We start from the raw sequence: 18,120 nt of genomic DNA, 5'->3' as shown, positions 1-18,120 counted from the left end.
TCCGTCTTCGCAACGACGGACTGCCGCCATGACACCCGAACACACCCTGGCCCATTTGTGGCAACGCGCGCACGGCGACGCCGACGCGCTGTCGCGAGCGGCCGTGACCGGACACGATCCGGTCCTGCCCTCGACGTTTCGCATCGGTACGCTCGCGGCCGCGACGATTGCGGCGGCCGGCCTCGCGGCGGCCGAGTGCCATCGGTTGCGTACCGGCGTGGCGCAGCGTGTCGACGTGTCGGTGCGCGACGCGCTCATCGCGTTTCGCAGCGAACGCTATTTGCGCGTCGACGACGGACCGCCGCCCGAGCTGCGCCATCCGGTCACGGGCTTCTACGCGGCGCGCGACGGCCGCTGGATCCAACTGCACGCGAACTTTGCGCATCATCTGCACGGCATCCTCGACGTGCTCGATTGCGGCGAACGGCCGGCCGATGTCGCCGCGGCGATCCGCACCTGGGACGGCGCCGCGCTCGATACCGCGCTGGCCGACGCCGGGCTGTGCGCGGCATTGATCAGAACGCCTGACGAGTGGGCCGCGCACGAACAGGCCCGCGCGATCGCGGCGCTGCCGCTGTTCGAGATCGAACGCATCGGCGACGCGCCGCCGGAGCCGATCGGCAGTGGCATCGCCGCGCGCCCGCTCGACGGCGTACGCGTGCTCGATCTGACGCGCATCATCGCGGGGCCGGTCGCGGGGCGTACGCTCGCTTCGCACGGCGCGCAGACGTTGCTCGTGAACGGGCCGCACCTGCCGAACATCGCGCCGCTCGTGATCGACAACGGTCGCGGCAAGCGTTCCGCGTGGCTCGATCTGCGCGAGACGGCGGGCGTCGACGCGCTGCGTGCACTCGTGCGCGACGCCGACATCTTCCTGCAGGCATATCGCCCGGGCGCGCTCGCCGCGCGCGGCTTCGGACCGGAGGCGCTGGCGGCATCGCGTCCGGGCATCGTCTGCGTATCGGTGTCGGCGTACGGGCATGCGGGCCCGTGGGCCGCACGGCGCGGCTTCGACAGTCTCGTGCAATCGGCGAGCGGCATCGCGTGGCGCGAGCAGCAGGCCGCGCACGCGGACGCACCGCGCCATCTGCCCTGCCAGGCGCTCGATCATGCGACCGGATACCTGGCCGCATTCGGCGCGATGATCGCGCTGATGCGTCGCGCGCAGGAAGGGGGCAGTTGGCATGTGCGCGTGTCGCTCGCACAGACCGGGCACTGGCTGCAATCGTTCGGCGCGGTGCCGGACGGCATGCAGGCGCGCGATCTCGCGCTCGATGACGTACGCGATCGGATCGATCGCATCGCGTCGACGTTCGGCACGATCGATACGGTCCGGCCGGCCGAGCGGCTCTCGGCGACGCCGCCGTCGTTTGCGCGCCCGCCGGTGCCGCTCGGCAGCGACGAGGCCCGCTGGCTCTGAACGCCGCGCGCGAAGCGCGGCTTGCCTATTTGCGAAGTTCGACGACGAAGTCGTAGTAGTCGTTGCGGCAATACGTGTCGGTCAGCTCGATCGCGCGCTGATCGGCCGTATAGCCGATACGCGTGATCAGCAGCAGCGCGTCGTGCGGCGCGATGCCCATCTGCGCGGCGATCTCGTCGGTCGCGTTGACCGCGCGGAAGTGCTGCAGTGCGCGCACGATCGGCGTGCCGCGCGCTTCGAGATAGCTGTAGAGCGATCCGCCGATCGCTTCGGGATCGGGAATCAGCGTCGCGGGGAACGTCGAGTTCTCGACGGCCATCACGATGCCGTCCGCGAGCCGCAGCCGCTTCAGGCGCGTGACCGATGCGGCCGGCGACAGCCCGAGCTGAATCACCTCGTCGCGGTTCGCGGGCTGGATCTCGCGCGCGAGCCACTGCGAGCTCGGCTTGAAGCCGCGGCGCTCGAGCATTTCGCTGAAGCTCGACAGCCGCGACAGCGGATCTTCATAGCGCGGCCGGATGAAGTTGCCGGCGCCTTGCGTCCGACGGATCAGCCCTTGTTCGACCAGCAGCGCGATCGCCTTGCGCGCGGTGATCCGCGACACGCCGAGCGCCTCGGACAGCACACGTTCGGAAGGCAGCGCCTCGCCGGCCGCCCAGCGATTGTCGTGAATCGCATCGCCGAGCTTGCGGGCGAGCTGCAGATAGAGCGGCGTGTCGTTGTCGGGGTCGGGGCGCAGGTCCTGCCAGCGGTCGTCCGTGGGTGCCTTCATGGAATGGGTATCGATCAGGTTGCGGCCATTCTAAGTCATCATGCGGCGCCGTTATAGCCGGTTTTTGCGATCCTGCAGGTGCGTGCGGCGGCGATTGACTACACTGATACGTCGCATTCGATGCTTCGGCCGCGGTGCGCGGCCACGAATCCGCAGCGAGGAATTCATGACAGACACGATGGCCACGGTCGTCCTGCCCGACGGCGAGACGATCCCGAAGCTCGGGCAGGGCACCTGGGAAATGGGCGAACGGCCGGCGCGGCGCGCGGACGAGATCGCAGCGCTGCGCGAAGGCATCGCGCTCGGGATGACGCTGATCGATACCGCGGAAATGTACGGCGAAGGCGCGACCGAGGCGCTCGTCGGCGAAGCGCTGCACGGCTTGCGCGACGACGTGTTTCTCGTCAGCAAGGTCTACCCGCACCATGCGAGCCGGCGCGGTGTCGTCGCCGCGTGCGAGGCGAGCCTGAAGCGTCTGCGCACCGACCGTCTCGACCTGTATCTGCTGCACTGGCGCGGCTCGGTGCCGCTCGAGGAGACGGTCGAAGGCTTCGAGGCGCTGCGGCGCGCCGGCAAGATTCGCCACTGGGGCGTCAGCAACTTCGACACCGCGGACATGATCGAACTCGTCGACGAAGCGGGCGGCGCCGCGTGCGCGACCAACCAGATCCTCTACAACATCGCGCGGCGCGGCCCCGAATTCGACCTGCTGCCGTGGCTTGCCGAGCACCGGATGCCGGCGATGGCGTACAGCCCGGTCGATCACGCGCGGCTGCCGAAACGCTCGCCGCTCGACGAGATCGCGCGGCAACGCGGCGTGTCGGTGATGCGCGTCGCGCTGGCGTGGGTGCTCGCGCAGCCGGGCGTGTTCGCGATTCCGAAGGCGTCGCGGATCGAGCACGTGCGCGACAATCGCGCGGCGCTCGAACTGGTGCTGACCGACGACGAGCACGCGCAGCTCGATGCGTATTTCCGCGCGCCGCGCAGCAAGCGGCCGCTCGAGATGCTGTGAGCGGCGGCGCGCGCGATGCTCAGCGCGCCGGCGCGCCTGCCGCGCGCTGCCAGCGGTGGAACAGGATCGACGCGATCCAGCAGACGATAAACAGCGCGACGATCGCGTAGCCGAGCGTGCCGAAGCGTTCGCCGAGCGCATCGAGCGCGTCGCGCACGGGGCCCGTGAGCGCGAGCTTGTCGGCGAGCAGCCCGGCCGCTTCGATGCCGCCGATCGCGAGCGCGACGATCGCCGACACGAGCGTGATGCTCGCGTTGTAGAGCAATTTGCGCTGCGGGTCGTCCATTGCCCACCCGTACGCATGAATCATCAGTACGTTGTCGGTCGAATCGATCAGCGTCATGCCGGCCGTGAACAGCGCGGGAAACAGCATCACCGTATAGATCGGCAAGCCCTGGCTCGCCTGCGCGGCCGCGATCGCGAGCAGGCCGATTTCGGTCGCGGTGTCGAAGCCGAGACCGAACAGCACGCCGATCGGATACATGTGCCAGCTCTTCGAGACGAAGCGGAACAGCGGGCGCAGCAGGCGCGACAGCAGGCCGTCTCGCCGATGCCGATGCGCGACGTCGTGTGCGTGGGCCGGCGCGCGGCGGTAGCGCCGCCAGACGTCGCGCAGAATCATCAGGTTCACGCAGGCGAGCGCGAGCAGGAACGTCGCCGACACGGCCGTGCCGATCGTCCCGCCGATGTCGCGAAATGCATCGAAGTGTGTGCGCAGCGCGAACGCGGTGAGCGCGATACCGAGCGTCGCGGCGATCACGACCGTCGAGTGGCCGAGCGAGAACGCGAGGCCGACCGTCAGCGGGCGCCGGCCGTCGTGCATCAGCTTGCGCGTCGCGACGTCGATCGCCGCGATGTGGTCGGCGTCGACCGCATGACGCAGCCCGAGCCCGTAGGCGATCGCCGCGGTGCCGAGCAGCAGCGGATGCGCGCGCAGCACCGCGAGCGCCCATAGCCAGACGGCCGCATTGGCGGCGATCAGCCCCGCATAGAGGATCAGCAGGCGGCGCAGCGCAGGCGTGGCGGACAACATCGGCAGGTTCCATCGGACGATACGCCGGCCATTGTGGCACGCGAAAAAAATGCGCGGCGTGCGGACGGCGCGCCGAAAAAAAAGCTCGTCCGGAACCGGACGAGCTTTCGACCGTCGCGACGAACGCCGCGCTTATTTCGTCTTCGCGTTGATCACCGCTTCGGACACGTTCGTCGGCGTTTCCGCGTAGTGCTTGAACTCCATCGTATAGGTCGCGCGACCTTGCGTGGCCGAGCGCAGCGCCGTCGAATAGCCGAACATCTCCGCGAGCGGCACCTCGGCGCGCACGAGCTTGCCGCCGCCGCCGGCGATGTCCTCCATCCCCTGCACGATGCCGCGCCGGCTCGACAGGTCGCCCATCACGTTGCCCATGAAGTCCTCGGGCGTCTCGACCTCGACGGCCATCATCGGTTCGAGCAGCACCGGCTTCGCGCGGCGCATCGCTTCCTTGAAGGCCATCGAGCCGGCCATGCGGAACGCGTTTTCGTTCGAATCGACGTCGTGGTACGAACCGAACGTCAGATGCACCTTCACGTCGACGACCGGGTAGCCCGCGAGCACACCGCTCTTCAGCGTTTCCTCGATGCCCTTGTTGACCGCCGGAATGAATTCGCGCGGAATCACGCCGCCCTTGATCTCGTCGAGGAACTCATAGCCCTTGCCGGGATTCGGCTCGAGCGTGATCACCGCGTGACCGTACTGGCCGCGCCCGCCCGACTGCTTGACGAACTTGCCCTCGACGTCGGCGGCCGTCGTGCGCACCGTCTCGCGATACGCGACCTGCGGCTTGCCGACCGTCGCCTCGACGCCGAATTCGCGCTTCATCCGGTCGACCAGAATTTCGAGGTGGAGCTCGCCCATCCCCGAGATAATCGTCTGCCCGGATTCCTCGTCGGTCTGCACGCGGAACGACGGATCTTCCTGCGCGAGGCGGTTCAGCGCGAGGCCCATCTTCTCCTGGTCGGCCTTCGTCTTCGGCTCGACGGCTTGCGAGATCACCGGCTCCGGGAATTCCATCTTCTCGAGGATGATCGGCTTGGCCGGGTCGCACAGCGTGTCGCCGGTCGTCGCTTCCTTCAGGCCGACGGCCGCCGCGATGTCGCCCGCGCGCACTTCCTTGATTTCCTTGCGCTCGTTCGCGTGCATCTGCAGGATCCGCCCGAGCCGCTCCTTCTTGTCCTTCGTCGCGTTCAGCACGGTGTCGCCCGAGTTGACGACACCCGAGTACACGCGGAAGAAGATCAGCTGGCCGACGAACGGGTCGGTCATGATCTTGAACGCGAGCGCGGAGAACGGCTCGTCGTCGCTCGGATGGCGTTCCGCTTCCTGATCGTCGAGCGTATGGCCGAGGATCGCGGGCACGTCGACCGGCGACGGCAGATAGTCGATCACCGCGTCGAGCATCGCCTGCACGCCCTTGTTCTTGAACGCGCTGCCGCACAGCATCGGCACGATCTCGTTGGCGATCGTGCGCTGGCGCAGCGCAGCCTTGATCTCGTCCTCGGTCAGCGATTCGTGGTCGTGCAGATACTTCTCGAGCAATTCCTCGCTCGCCTCGGCGGCCGCCTCGACCATCTTCTCGCGCCACTCGTGTGCGAGATCGACGAGGTTCGCGGGAATGTCCTCGTACGTGAACTTCACGCCCTGGCTTTCGTCGTCCCAGACGATCGCCTTCATCTTCACGAGATCGACGACGCCCTGGAAATGATCTTCCGCACCGATCGGAATCTGGATCGGCACCGCGACGCCTTTCAGCCGCTCGCCGATCTGCCGCTGCACGCGGAAGAAGTCCGCGCCGACGCGGTCCATCTTGTTGACGAACGCGATGCGCGGCACCTTGTACTTGTTCGCCTGGCGCCACACGGTTTCGGACTGGGGCTGCACGCCGCCGACCGAGTCGTAAACCATGCACGCGCCGTCGAGCACGCGCATCGAGCGCTCGACCTCGATCGTGAAGTCGACGTGCCCGGGCGTATCGATGATGTTGATCCGGTGTTCCGGATAGTTGCCGGCCATGCCTTTCCAGAAAGCGGTGGTCGCAGCCGACGTGATCGTGATGCCGCGTTCCTGCTCCTGCTCCATCCAGTCCATCGTGGCCGCACCGTCGTGCACTTCACCGATCTTGTGGCTCACGCCGGTGTAAAACAGGATGCGCTCGGTCGTCGTGGTCTTGCCGGCATCGATGTGAGCGCTGATCCCGATGTTGCGATAGCGCTCGATGGGGGTTTTGCGGGGCACGTGAACCTCCTGGTGGTTCGGATCGTAAGCGGGCCGGCTGCGCCGGTCCGGGCTTGGAAACAAGCGAGACTTCAAGGATAGCGCTTGCGCGCGGCTTTTGCAGATGCGGGCCGCGACCGTGGAATCAAGCCGGCGCCGCCGGCGGCGGACGAAAAAAAACCGGCGCGCGACGCGGCCGGTTTCGGGCGGGGCAGGGCGCGGCCCGCGCGCGGGCGCTGCGCGTTACTGCGGCTTCGGCAGCCCTTCGAGCTTCATGCCGGGCTTGATGCCCTTCGTGGCGAACCAGCCCTTGCTCATTTCGAGCGCATAGACGCCGTTGTTGCGCGGGCAGTGGTTGTCGGTCGTCTCGGCCTGCATCTCGTCGATGTCGGTGATCGTGCCGTCGGCGCGGATGAAGGCGATCGACAGCGGGATCAGCGTGTTCTTCATCCAGAAGCAGTGCACGGCGTTCTCGTTGAACACGAACAGCATCCCTTCGTTCGGCGCGAGCTGCGAGCGGTACATCAGCCCCTGTTCGCGGTCGGCGTCGTTCGCGGCGACGGCCGCATCGATCACGTACATGCCGGCACGCAGCTTCACGCGCGGGAACTCGCTGGGCTGCTTCGCGCCGGGCGGTATTTGCGCGCCGGCGCTCTGCATGCCGAGCGCGAGCACGGCGAGTGCGGCGGGAAACACGGCGGCGCGCGCAAGGCGGCCGAGCGACGAGCGCAGGGAGAATCGCACAGCAGGGCTCCTATCTGGAAAACGAGACCGCATGGTACGCGATCCGCACCACCGGGCACAAAAAGAAAAAGGCAGATCGCCTCGCGGCGATCTGCCTTTCAACGCCGTAAGAACGGCACGAACGTGTGTTCTTGACTGCGTTATTACAACCAGCTTGCTTAGTTCGAAGCAGCTGCCGGGGCTTCGGCTTCGCTAGCAGCCTTCTTCGCTGCGTGGTGCTTCTTGGCGTGGTGCTTCTTCGCAGCCTTGTGCTTTGCCGGTGCCGAAGCAGCTGCCGGAGCAGCAGCCGAAGCAGCTTCCGGAGCCGAAGCTTGTGCGAAAGCAGCCGTTGCGAAGAGACCAGCGACCAGAGCGGCGATCAGTTTGTTCATGTTGTGTTCCTCAGCTTTAGTTAATTAACCAAATGACCCGGCATAGGAGTCATGACGTCTAACGGTGCCATCCACCTTTCGGTTGACAGACGCTCCGAGAAATTTCTCTTTGCGCTGCGGGCGCCGAATCGTATTCGACGAAAACGTCGGTTTCGTGACGCAAACGCGGATTCGGCCGCCAATGCCGGATAGCTCAGGGTGGCATCTGCGTCGTTTAACGCGCGATCTTCGCAGGCGGTTGACGAAAAAGATGAGGAAAAGTGCGCGCGCGTCGTGCCGCTCAGGTTGCGCGTGCGAAACCGTCCCACGGCGCGCGCGGCGGCAGCGCGATTGTTTCGCCGGGTGCAATGCCGAGCGCGAATATGTCGAGCGCGCCGATGCCGACGCGCACGAGGCGCAACGTCGGGAAGCCGACCGCCGCGGTCATCCTGCGCACCTGCCGGTTCTTGCCTTCGGTGATCGCGAGTTCGATCCAGGTCGTCGGGATCGCCGCGCGGTAGCGGATCGGCGGGTTGCGCGGCCATAGCGTCTCGGGCGGTTCGATGAATTCGGCGCGGCACGGGCGCGTCACGTAGTCGCCGAGATCGACGCCGCGCGCGAGCGCTTTCAGGTCGGCTGGGCCCGGCGCGCCCTCGACCTGCGCCCAGTAGCGTTTCACGAGCTTGTGGCGCGGCTCCGCGATGCGCGCCTGCAGCGCGCCGTCGTCGGTGAGCAGCAGCAGGCCTTCGCTGTCCGCGTCGAGGCGGCCGGCCGGATAGACGCCGGGCGCTTTTACCCAGTCGCCGAGCGACGGCCGCGTTTCGTGCGCGGAAAACTGGCAAATCGTGCCGAACGGCTTGTTGAGGGCGATCAGGGTCATGGGCGGCACGCAGGCCCGCGGCGCGCGGGGCGGCGGGCGCTCTATGGCAAATGGCGGAATCTTAATGCATAATACGGAACGGCAAGTCATCTGTCTTATATAAGACATAAGTGAAGACTTGATACGCAGCACCGCGCTTCGTGCCGCCGTGCCCGGTTGGGGCGCTAGAATAGCGGCTCGCTGTCGGCGCCGGAGGAGCTCAGGCCTTGCTCCTGCGGCGCGCGCAGCTTCGACCAGCAACACCTGCTCAGCCACGTCACTGGAGTCGATCATGCCGTATCAGCACATCAAGGTTCCGGACGGCGGTGACAAGATCACCGTCAACCAGGATTTCACGCTCAACGTTTCCGATCAGCCGATCATTCCCTATATCGAAGGCGACGGGACGGGCTTCGACATCACGCCGGTCATGATCAAGGTGGTCGATGCGGCGGTCGAGGCGGCGTACAAGGGCAAGCGCAAGATCCACTGGATGGAGATCTACGCGGGCGAGAAGGCGACCAAGGTGTACGGTCCGGACGTGTGGCTGCCGGACGAGACGCTGCAGGTGCTGAAGGAATACGTCGTGTCGATCAAGGGGCCGCTGACGACGCCGGTCGGCGGCGGCATCCGTTCGCTGAACGTCGCGCTGCGCCAGGAGCTCGATCTGTACGTGTGCCTGCGGCCGGTGCGGTACTTCAAGGGCGTGCCGTCACCGGTGCGCGAGCCGGAAAAGATCGACATGGTGATCTTCCGCGAGAACTCGGAAGACATCTACGCCGGCATCGAATGGCCGGCCGGTTCGGAGCAGGCGAAGAAGGTGATCGCGTTCCTGCGCGACGAGATGGGCGTGAAGAAGATCCGCTTCCCGGAAACGTCGGGGATCGGCGTGAAGCCCGTGTCGACGGAAGGCACCGAGCGGCTCGTGCGCAAGGCGATCCAGTACGCGATCGACAACGATCGCAAGTCGGTCACGCTGGTGCACAAGGGCAACATCATGAAGTTCACGGAAGGCCTGTTCCGTGACGCCGGGTACGCGCTCGCGCAGAAGGAATTCGGCGGCGAGCTGATCGACGGCGGCCCGTGGATGCGCGTGAAGAACCCGAAGACGGGCGGCGAGATCGTGATCAAGGATTCGATCGCCGACGCGTTCCTGCAGCAGATCCTGCTGCGCCCGGCCGAATACGACGTGATCGCGACGCTGAACCTGAACGGCGACTATATTTCGGACGCGCTGGCCGCGCAGGTCGGCGGCATCGGCATCGCGCCCGGCGCGAACCTGTCGGATTCGGTCGCGATGTTCGAAGCGACGCACGGCACGGCGCCGAAGTACGCAGGCAAGGATTACGTGAACCCCGGTTCCGAGATCCTGTCGGCCGAAATGATGCTGCGCCACCTCGGCTGGACGGAAGCGGCCGACACGATCATCGCCGCGATGGAGAAGTCGATCCTGCAGAAGCGCGTCACGTACGACTTCGCGCGCCTGATGGAAGGGGCGACGCAGGTGTCGTGCTCCGGTTTCGGCGAAGTGCTGATCGAGAACATGTAAGACTCCTTCCGGGGTGGGCCGGCGCGCAGCCGGCCGCCCCGGCGCCTGCTGCCGGCGCCGGGGCGTTTCGTGAATGGCAGCTTTGGCAGGGCGGCCCGGGCTCCGGGCCGCGGCGCCGCGAGGCGGCCCGCAAGCCCTGCAAGGTAGAACATGACGGCCCTCGCAACATTCCCGCCCGGCTAGCCGGCGCGCCCCTTTTCGCGACCGACCCGGTCGCTCCCCGCCGGTTACCGCCGGCGATCTTCAGTCCCACTTTCACGTAGCAACGCATCGACCATGTCCACTTCGCCCAAGATCATCTACACGCTCACCGACGAAGCGCCCGCGCTCGCGACCTATTCGCTGCTGCCGATCGTCAAGGCCTTCACGCGTTCGTCCGGCGTCGCCGTCGAAACGCGCGACATTTCGCTCGCGGGCCGCATCATCGCGGCATTTGCAGACATCCTGCCGCCCGAGCAGAAGGGTTCCGACGATCTGGCCGAGCTCGGCCAGCTCACGCTGAAGCCCGAGGCGAACATCATCAAGCTGCCGAACATCAGCGCGTCGGTGCCGCAGCTGAAGGCTGCGATCGCCGAGCTGCAGGCACAGGGCTACAAGCTGCCGGCCTATCCGGAAGAGCCGTCGACCGACGAAGAGAAGGCGATCAAGGCCCGTTACGACAAGATCAAGGGCAGCGCGGTAAACCCGGTGCTGCGCGAAGGCAACTCCGATCGCCGTGCGCCGCTGTCGGTGAAGAACTACGCACGCAAGCACCCCCACAAGATGGGCGCATGGCAGTCGAGCTCGAAGGCGCACGTCGCGCACATGACGGAAGGCGACTTCTACGGCAGCGAGAAGTCGGCGCTGATCGCCGAGCCGGGCAGCGTGAAGATCGAGCTGACCACGGCCGACGGCGTGAAGAAGGTCCTCAAGGAAAAGACGGCCGTGAAGGCCGGTGAAGTGATCGACGCGTCGGTGATGAGCCGCAAGGCGCTGCGCAGCTTCCTCGAAGCGCAGATCGCGGACGCGAAGGCGCAGGACGTGCTGTTCTCCGTGCACCTGAAGGCGACGATGATGAAGGTGTCCGATCCGATCCTGTTCGGTCAGGTCGTCTCGGTGTTCTATCGCGACGCGCTCGAAAAGCATGCGGACGTGCTGGCCAAGGCGGGCTTCAACCCGAACAACGGCATCGGCGATCTGTACGCGCGTCTGAAGGACCTGCCGGCCGACACGCGCGAAGCGATCGAAGCCGACATCAAGGCCGAGTACGCGGTGCGTCCGCGTCTCGCCATGGTGAACTCCGACAAGGGCATCACGAACCTGCACGTGCCGAGCGACGTGATCGTCGACGCATCGATGCCGGCGATGATCCGCGAGTCGGGCCGCATGTGGGGCCCGGACGGCGAACTGTACGACGCGAAGGCCGTGATTCCGGACCGTTGCTACGCGGGCGTCTACCAGGCCGTGATCGAGGACTGCAAGCAGCACGGCGCGTTCGATCCGGTCACGATGGGCAGCGTGCCGAACGTCGGCCTGATGGCGCAGGCGGCCGAGGAATACGGTTCGCACGACAAGACCTTCCAGATCCCGGCCGACGGCGTCGTGCGCGTGATCGACGAAGCGGGCAACGTGCTGCTCGAGCATGCGGTCGAGTCGGGCGACATCTGGCGCATGTGCCAGACGAAGGACGCGCCGGTGCAGGACTGGGTCAAGCTCGCGGTGAACCGCGCACGCGCGACCGGCGCGCCGGCCGTGTTCTGGCTCGATCCGGCGCGCGCGCACGACGCGCAGATCATCGCGAAGGTCGAGCGTTACCTGAAGGATCACGACACGAACGGTCTCGACATCCGCATCATGACGCCGGTCGAAGCGACGCGTTTCTCGCTCGAGCGCATCCGCGCGGGCAAGGACACGATCTCGGTCACCGGCAACGTGCTGCGCGACTACCTCACCGACCTGTTCCCGATCATGGAGCTCGGCACCAGCGCGAAGATGCTGTCGATCGTGCCGCTGATGGCGGGCGGCGGAATGTTCGAAACGGGCGCAGGCGGCTCGGCGCCGAAGCACGTGCAACAGTTCGTCGAGGAAGGCTTCCTGCGCTGGGATTCGCTCGGCGAATTCCTCGCCCTTGCCGCTTCACTCGAGCACCTCGGCAACGCGTACCAGAATCCGAAGGCGCTCGTGCTTGCGAAGACGCTCGATCAGGCGACCGGCAAGTTCCTCGACGAGAACAAGTCGCCGGCGCGCAAGGTGGGCGGCCTCGACAACCGCGGCAGCCACTTCTACCTGTGCCTCTACTGGGCGCAGGCGCTCGCCGCGCAGGACGAGGATGCGGCGCTGAAGGCGCAGTTCGAGGGTGTCGCCAAGGCGCTCGCCGACAACGAGGCGCGCATTCTCGAGGAACTGTCGGCCGCACAAGGCAAGCCGCAGAATATCGGCGGTTACTATCGCCCGAACGTCGACCTGACGAGCCAGGCGATGCGCCCGAGCGCGACGCTCAACGCGATCGTCGACGCGCTCTGATCGCGACCGGCGCCGGCCGGCGGATGCGGCGGCGCTGACCGGCTGCCGCCCGACGGACGGCAGCCCGAGCGCAACGAGAAACGCCCCGGAGGTCCGGGGCGTTTTGCTTGGGCAGCCGGCGTCATTCAGACGTGGACGACTTCCCACTCGGCGATTTCGTGCGGCACTTCGAGCGTCGCGGTATCGAGGTCGGACAACTGCGGGCAGTCGCCGCGAGAGATGTGGTCTGCCGCGTGTTCCGGGCACGAGAATGCGCCGAGCACGGCGTTGCCGAACGTCGCTTCCCAGCCGCCCTTACCCGGCAGGATGTAGAACGACCCGAGCGCTGAACCAAAGCGAAATCCCATCATTTCCGTTCTCCCTTTCTGATCACAAGCGATTCTGTGCGTGCCGCCGGTTCGACCGGCCCTGGCTCGACTGGCTGCTTGCGTCCGGTCCGGTATCGACCATCCTCGCGAAGCGTCAGTGCATGGAACAAAGTCTACGTCCGGCGACGGTCCGGATGGTGCGCGTAGAACGGCGACTCGATAGAAAATTGTTCTTGTAAAAACAAAGAGATACGCGCTTCGTTTTGTATTGCGGAACGTTTTTCGGCATCGCGAAACGGCGAATTTGTGCCGTGCACCACGAATTTTTATAACGCAGTGATTCTTTCCGCATCGTGAAAAAACGGGCGGTTTGGCGATCGACGACTATGCGGGCGCGCCCAATAGGTGGGAATCGCCATGCGCTGAGCGCAGAACCGGCGCGCGATGCGCAGGCTGCGCTGCGACGTATCGCCGCTCGAGCGGCGCTCGCGCGTCGCGGTACGGACGCGCGGTTATGATGGCGCGGGGCACGGCTTCGCATCGTGCCCGCGGTATGCGGCCCGTCCGCGTGGCGCCGCTGCCGCCGCACGAATAACGAGGAACGATTGATGATTCGAAGAACCTTTCTGTCGCGCGCGATCGGGGTCGCGGCGGCATCGCTCGTCGCACGCGGTGCATGGGCGCAACATGCGGGACATGCCGGTATGGCGGGCATGGACGACATGCGGGACATGCCGGGAATGGGCGGCATGTCCGGGCACGGGCAGCACGCTAACCGGCCCGCGCCTGCGGCGCTGGCGGCAGCCGACGCGCTGCCGGCCGGCGCGCCGCTGGCCGTCTTGCGCACGCTCGTCAACGAAAGTCGCGAGCCGGGCACGTTCCGCGCGACGCTGACCGCGCAGCCGGTCGCGCGGCCGCTGCTGCGCGGTGCGCGCCCGACGACGTTCTGGCAGTTCGGCGCCGGCGCCGACGGCCCCGTCGTCGGTCCGCTGATCGACGTGCGCGAGGGCGATACGGTCGAGATCCGGTTCGAGAACAAGCTGCCGCAGCCGTCGACGATTCACTGGCACGGGCTGCCGGTGCCGCCCGATCAGGACGGCAATCCGTCCGATGCCGTTGCGCCGGGCGCGTCGCGCGTCTACCGCTTCACGCTGCCGAAGGGCAGCGCGGGCACGTACTGGTATCACCCGCATCCGCACATGATGACGGCCGAACAGGTGTTCCGCGGGCTCGCGGGGCCGTTCGTCGTGCGTGCGGCCGACGATCCGCTCGCGGGCTGGCCCGAGCGCCACCTGTTCGTGTCCGATCTGAAGCTCGCGCGCGACGGGACGATTCCGCCGAACGACATGATGGACTGGATGAACGGTCGTGAAGGGCAGTTCGTGCTCGTCAACGGTGCGCGCCGGCCGCGGATCGAGGTCGCCGGCGACGAACGCTGGCGCGTGTGGAACGCGTGCAGCGCGCGCTACCTGTGCGTCGCGTTCGACGACGGCCGCGCGTTCGAGCATGTCGGCACCGACGGCGGCCTGTTCGGCGCACCGCGTCGCGTCACGTCGCTGCTGCTCGCACCGGGCGAGCGCGCGGAGATGCTGGTTCGGGCCGGCGACCGCGCGTCGCGCGCGGTGCTGCAGGCAGCCGAATACGACCGCGGCAAGATGGCGATGTCGCACGACGACGGCCACGGCAGCCTGCCGCCCGATCCCGCCCGCGCATTGGCCGACGTCGTGTTCGCGCCGGCAGCGCCGCGCGAGTTGCCCGCGACGCTGCGCACGGTGCCGCCGCTCGGCGAGCCGGTCGCGCACAAGGAGGTCGCGTTCGGCGAAGAGATGGACATGGACGCGATGATGAAGGCAGGTGTGCATGGTCGCCCGGCGGGCATGCGCTTCACGATCAACGGCGACACCTATGCGCCGGGGCGCGTCACGCTGACGAGCCGCCGCGGCGACGTCGAACGCTGGACGATACGTAACGCCACCGACATGGATCATCCGTTCCATCTGCACGGCACGCAGTTCCAGGTGATCGAGCGCGCGACGGAAGGCGCGCGCACGGCCGAGCCGTTCCGCGCATGGCGCGACACCGTGAACGTCCGCAGCGGCGAGACCGTGACGATCCTGACGACGCAGGATATGGCCGGCGAACGCATGTTCCACTGCCACATTCTCGAACACGAAGACCTCGGCATGATGGGTACGCTGAAGGTCGTCTGACGTATCGGTCGTCCGGGTGTCGTCGACATCCGGCGTTCGCCGTTCTCGGGAAAGCAGGCCGCGCATCGTTGTCGATGCGCGGCTTTTTCTTTCTCTGGCGACACTGGAGCGCGCGCAGCGTAATGATTTGTCTTGTCCTATCGGTCAAATGCGAATTGAGTTAGTTGTCCCATAAATATTGGTACGCGTCAGATATGTGCGACGTGTCGCCGTCCCTATACTCGATTTCCGCCGCCGGCTCGCACGCGAAGTCCTGAGCGTCGGGCGTCGGTGCGCTTCGCGGCGGTTCATGTGCGGCGCAAGTCGCTTCCAATTTCCGATGCGGATTCGACATGTGCCGAAGACCGAAAAATACGATTAGGAAAACGATGAAAACTACGAGAGACCGAGGCATCAACACGAACACCTTCAGTGCGAAAGACGAGTCGCGATGCGGGTGCTCCGCGCGGTCGCGCGCCCGCCGCGCGCTGGCATCCGGCGTGGCCGGCATGCTCGGATGGGCCGTTCCCGACGCATACGCGCAGCGGTATGCCGATGCGCCGCCGCAGTCGCGCAGCGTGTCCGCCGACACGATCCTGCGAGCCGACGCGAACGTGCTGGCACCCGGCGACGGCATCGCGATCGTCGTCGATGCGCGCAACGCGCGTGACATGAACGGCACGCGTGCACGCGCGCCGGGGCCGAACAGTTTCGCGATCGGCGGCAACGCGCTCGCTGCCGGCGCCGACAGCATCGCGCTCGGTCCGCAGGCGTGGGCGGCAGGCGATGCAAGCCTGGCCGCAGGTGTCGCGGCCGCGGCGCATCATGCGGATGCCGTTGCGGTCGGTGCCGGCGCGAAGGCGAAGGGAGAACAGAGCGTGGCTGCCGGTACGCTGGCGCTGGCCGCCTCGTCGGGCAGTACGGCGGTGGGTGTGCAATCGAGTGCGACGGGTGCGGCGAGCACCGCGCTCGGCGCGGACGCGGCGGCGTTCGGCGACGGAAGCATCGCGCTCGGCAGCGGCGCAAGTGCGAACGAGTTCGACAGCATCGCGCTGGGGACGGCGGCGAACGCTTTCGCGGACGAGACGGTCGCGATCGGCGGCTCGGCGAGCGCGGAGGGCACGGGCAGCATCGCGCTCGGTGCGGAGGCATCGGCACTCAACGACGGCAGCGTCGCGGTGGGCCACGGCGCAAACGCGCAGGCATCGGGCGGTGTGGCGATCGGCGTCGCGGCGGACGCGTCGGCGGAGCACGGCATTGCGCTCGGTTCGAGCGCGAATGCGAGCGGGAGCGGTGCGGCGGCCGTCGGTGTGTCGTCGAACGCTGCGGGCGTCGACAGCGCGGCATTCGGCACGAAGGCATCGGCGCTCGGCGACGGGAGCCTCGCAATCGGCGGCGGCGCCAACGCGTCGGCGTCGGATGGTGTCGCGATCGGCGTTGCCGCGAGCGCATCGGCGGAGCACGGCATCGCAGTCGGCGCGAACGCGAATGCGAACGGCGCGAACGGTGCCGCGATTGGCGCGGCGTCGCGTGCGGCAGGCGCGGACAGTGCCGCATTCGGCATCGACGCGTCGGCGCTCGGCGACGCGAGCCTCGCGATGGGCCGTCGCGCGATCGCGACGAGCGATGGCAACGTTGCGATCGGCGCCGATGCGCATGCGACGGCAAGCAGCGGCATCGCGATTGGCGTGGGCGCGCACGCGGAAGGCGCAGACAGCACCGTACTCGGCGCCGGTGCGCGCGTAGGCGGCACCGGCGGAGTCGCAGTCGGCGTAGCGGCGACCGCAACGGGCAACGACGGCCTCGCGACGGGCGCTCGCGCACAAGCTGCCGGCTTCCGAAGCACCGCGATCGGCGCCGACGCGACGGCGGTCGGCGATCGCAGCACGAGCGTCGGAAACGGCGCGTCGGCGACGGCCGCACACAGCATCGCGCTCGGTTCGGACGCCGTGGCGAGCGGCACGAATTCGGTCGCGCTCGGCCGCGCGTCGGTCGCGGATCGCGACGATACGGTGTCGGTCGGCGCAGCGGGGCGCGAGCGGAAGATCGTGCATGTCGCGGACGGCGTGCTGCCTTCGGATGCGGTCAACATGCGGCAGCTTCACTCGGTTGCACGGCGCGCATACGGCGGCGTCGCGGCGGCGACCGCGCTGTCGATGATTCCCGACGTGGACACAGGCAAGACGATCGCCGTCGGGATCGGTACGGGCGGCTACCTCGGCTATCAGGCCGTCGCGCTCGGCGCATCGGTGCGGTTCGGCGAGAACCTCAAGCTGCGTGCCGGCGCGAGCCTGAATGCCGCGACGACGACGTGGGGCGCGGGCGCCTCATACAGCTGGTAACGCCACGGCGACACATGTGCTCGATAAACGCGCATGTAAATATTGCGCGATGATGACGGCGCGCGCGATCGTGAATCGGTAAAACGGTCGCGCGCGTCGACAAAATCGATTTGCACGCCTATGCGGACAATCGCAAAGCTTGCGCCGCCATTGTGCAAACTCGCCGATCAATCGACATGGCGCACGTACGACGCACAAAAAAAGAAACCCGGCATCTCGCCGGGTTTCTTCGTCCGAAATCCGTTGCCCTCAGGCGGCCTGGATATTCGAAGCTTGCTTGCCCTTCGGTCCTTGGACGACTTCGAAGCTCACCTTCTGGCCTTCCTTCAGGGTCTTGAAACCCTGCATGTTGATCGCCGAGAAGTGCGCGAACAGGTCTTCACCGCCCTCGTCGGGAGTGATGAAACCGAAGCCCTTTGCGTCGTTGAACCATTTGACAATACCAGTTGCCATACCTACTTCCCCTGTCACACAGTCGCTACTTACCACGAGCACGCTCGAAAAGCTAAACGACCGGAAAACTGCAGCCGTTCCCCCCTCACAAGCTCACCTCGGCCTCTTTCATTTCGCCCGCAGGCAATTTGAAAAAAGTGCCAGCTTGATTGTTGGCGCTCTTTATTTGAGTGTCAAGGAAATTTTTAGACGGTTAGGGGGACGTTGTAAAGAACCCATTTTCAGGGTTTTTCCGGCTTTGCTTCGCAGCACGGCGGCAAGCGCGACAACTTGAAAAGTCGCATAATCGGCTCATATACCAGGCTCGAGTGACACGCGTTCGAGTCGTCCCGGCTTGTGGGATACTGGATGCGAACACGACGTTCCGGCG

At 66.6% G+C, this 18,120-nt stretch carries 14 protein-coding genes; 6 read left to right on the top strand and 8 right to left on the bottom strand.

Features of this window, described 5'->3' with window-relative positions:
* The first annotated feature begins 28 nt into the window (after positions 1–28).
* Entirely contained in the window at positions 29–1,420 is a 1,392-nt protein-coding gene (locus NP80_RS25735; RefSeq protein WP_035947332.1) for a CoA transferase, read from the top strand.
* 25 nt (positions 1,421–1,445) lie between these two features.
* Here the strand turns inward: NP80_RS25735 and NP80_RS25730 are convergent, their stop codons facing one another.
* On the bottom strand, positions 1,446–2,192 hold the full coding sequence (locus tag NP80_RS25730; protein WP_006398515.1) for a GntR family transcriptional regulator: 747 nt from the start codon (positions 2,190–2,192) through the stop codon (positions 1,446–1,448).
* Positions 2,193–2,358: 166 nt separating this feature from the next.
* On the opposite strand from NP80_RS25730, the gene NP80_RS25725 reads away from it, so the two are divergent.
* The gene (locus NP80_RS25725; RefSeq protein WP_006398516.1) at positions 2,359–3,204 is read left to right on the top strand and encodes an aldo/keto reductase; all 846 of its coding nucleotides are present in this window, start codon (positions 2,359–2,361) and stop codon (positions 3,202–3,204) included.
* Between the two features lie 19 nt (positions 3,205–3,223).
* On the opposite strand, the gene NP80_RS25720 is transcribed toward NP80_RS25725, so the two are convergent.
* The 5 genes from NP80_RS25720 to NP80_RS25705 all read right to left on the bottom strand — a co-directional run bounded on the left by NP80_RS25720 (position 3,224) and on the right by NP80_RS25705 (position 8,428).
* Positions 3,224–4,237, bottom strand: a complete 1,014-nt coding sequence (locus tag NP80_RS25720; protein WP_006410688.1) for a HoxN/HupN/NixA family nickel/cobalt transporter — start codon at positions 4,235–4,237, stop codon at positions 3,224–3,226.
* A gap of 132 nt (positions 4,238–4,369) precedes the next feature.
* Positions 4,370–6,475 (bottom strand): elongation factor G, encoded by a 2,106-nt coding sequence (gene fusA / locus NP80_RS25715; protein WP_006398518.1) that lies wholly within the window; start codon positions 6,473–6,475, stop codon positions 4,370–4,372.
* A 222-nt stretch (positions 6,476–6,697) separates the two neighbouring features.
* Positions 6,698–7,198 carry a DUF192 domain-containing protein gene (locus NP80_RS25710; RefSeq protein WP_006410685.1) on the bottom strand — a complete coding sequence of 167 codons (501 nt, stop codon included), beginning with the start codon at positions 7,196–7,198 and terminating at the stop codon, positions 6,698–6,700.
* A 158-nt stretch (positions 7,199–7,356) separates the two neighbouring features.
* Positions 7,357–7,569, bottom strand: a complete 213-nt coding sequence (locus NP80_RS30400) for a hypothetical protein (protein ID WP_006398520.1) — start codon at positions 7,567–7,569, stop codon at positions 7,357–7,359.
* Positions 7,570–7,849: 280 nt separating this feature from the next.
* The gene (locus NP80_RS25705) at positions 7,850–8,428 is read right to left on the bottom strand and encodes a pseudouridine synthase (RefSeq protein WP_006410687.1); all 579 of its coding nucleotides are present in this window, start codon (positions 8,426–8,428) and stop codon (positions 7,850–7,852) included.
* A gap of 271 nt (positions 8,429–8,699) precedes the next feature.
* Between NP80_RS25705 and icd the strand changes: the two genes are divergently transcribed.
* Positions 8,700–9,956 carry an NADP-dependent isocitrate dehydrogenase gene (gene icd / locus NP80_RS25700; protein ID WP_006398522.1) on the top strand — a complete coding sequence of 419 codons (1,257 nt, stop codon included), beginning with the start codon at positions 8,700–8,702 and terminating at the stop codon, positions 9,954–9,956.
* Positions 9,957–10,232: 276 nt separating this feature from the next.
* Positions 10,233–12,458 carry an NADP-dependent isocitrate dehydrogenase gene (locus NP80_RS25695; RefSeq protein ID WP_006405895.1) on the top strand — a complete coding sequence of 742 codons (2,226 nt, stop codon included), beginning with the start codon at positions 10,233–10,235 and terminating at the stop codon, positions 12,456–12,458.
* Positions 12,459–12,583: 125 nt separating this feature from the next.
* Here the strand turns inward: NP80_RS25695 and NP80_RS25690 are convergent, their stop codons facing one another.
* Complete coding sequence (locus NP80_RS25690; RefSeq protein ID WP_035488625.1) at positions 12,584–12,808, bottom strand: hypothetical protein; 225 nt, start codon at positions 12,806–12,808, stop codon at positions 12,584–12,586.
* Positions 12,809–13,374: 566 nt separating this feature from the next.
* Here NP80_RS25690 and NP80_RS25685 point away from each other — a divergent pair.
* On the top strand, positions 13,375–14,976 hold the full coding sequence (locus NP80_RS25685) for a multicopper oxidase family protein (protein ID WP_035488627.1): 1,602 nt from the start codon (positions 13,375–13,377) through the stop codon (positions 14,974–14,976).
* 368 nt (positions 14,977–15,344) lie between these two features.
* Positions 15,345–17,297, top strand: coding sequence for a YadA C-terminal domain-containing protein (locus tag NP80_RS25675; RefSeq protein WP_035488631.1), 1,953 nt, complete (start codon positions 15,345–15,347; stop codon positions 17,295–17,297).
* 249 nt (positions 17,298–17,546) lie between these two features.
* Here NP80_RS25675 and NP80_RS25670 read toward each other — a convergent pair whose 3' ends face one another.
* Positions 17,547–17,750 (bottom strand): cold-shock protein, encoded by a 204-nt coding sequence (locus tag NP80_RS25670; RefSeq protein WP_004196460.1) that lies wholly within the window; start codon positions 17,748–17,750, stop codon positions 17,547–17,549.
* Between the last annotated feature and the right edge of the window lie 370 nt (positions 17,751–18,120).

This window comes from Burkholderia multivorans ATCC BAA-247 (assembly GCF_000959525.1).
Taxonomy (GTDB): domain Bacteria; phylum Pseudomonadota; class Gammaproteobacteria; order Burkholderiales; family Burkholderiaceae; genus Burkholderia; species Burkholderia multivorans.
This window is presented reverse-complemented; position numbering and strand designations above follow the sequence as displayed.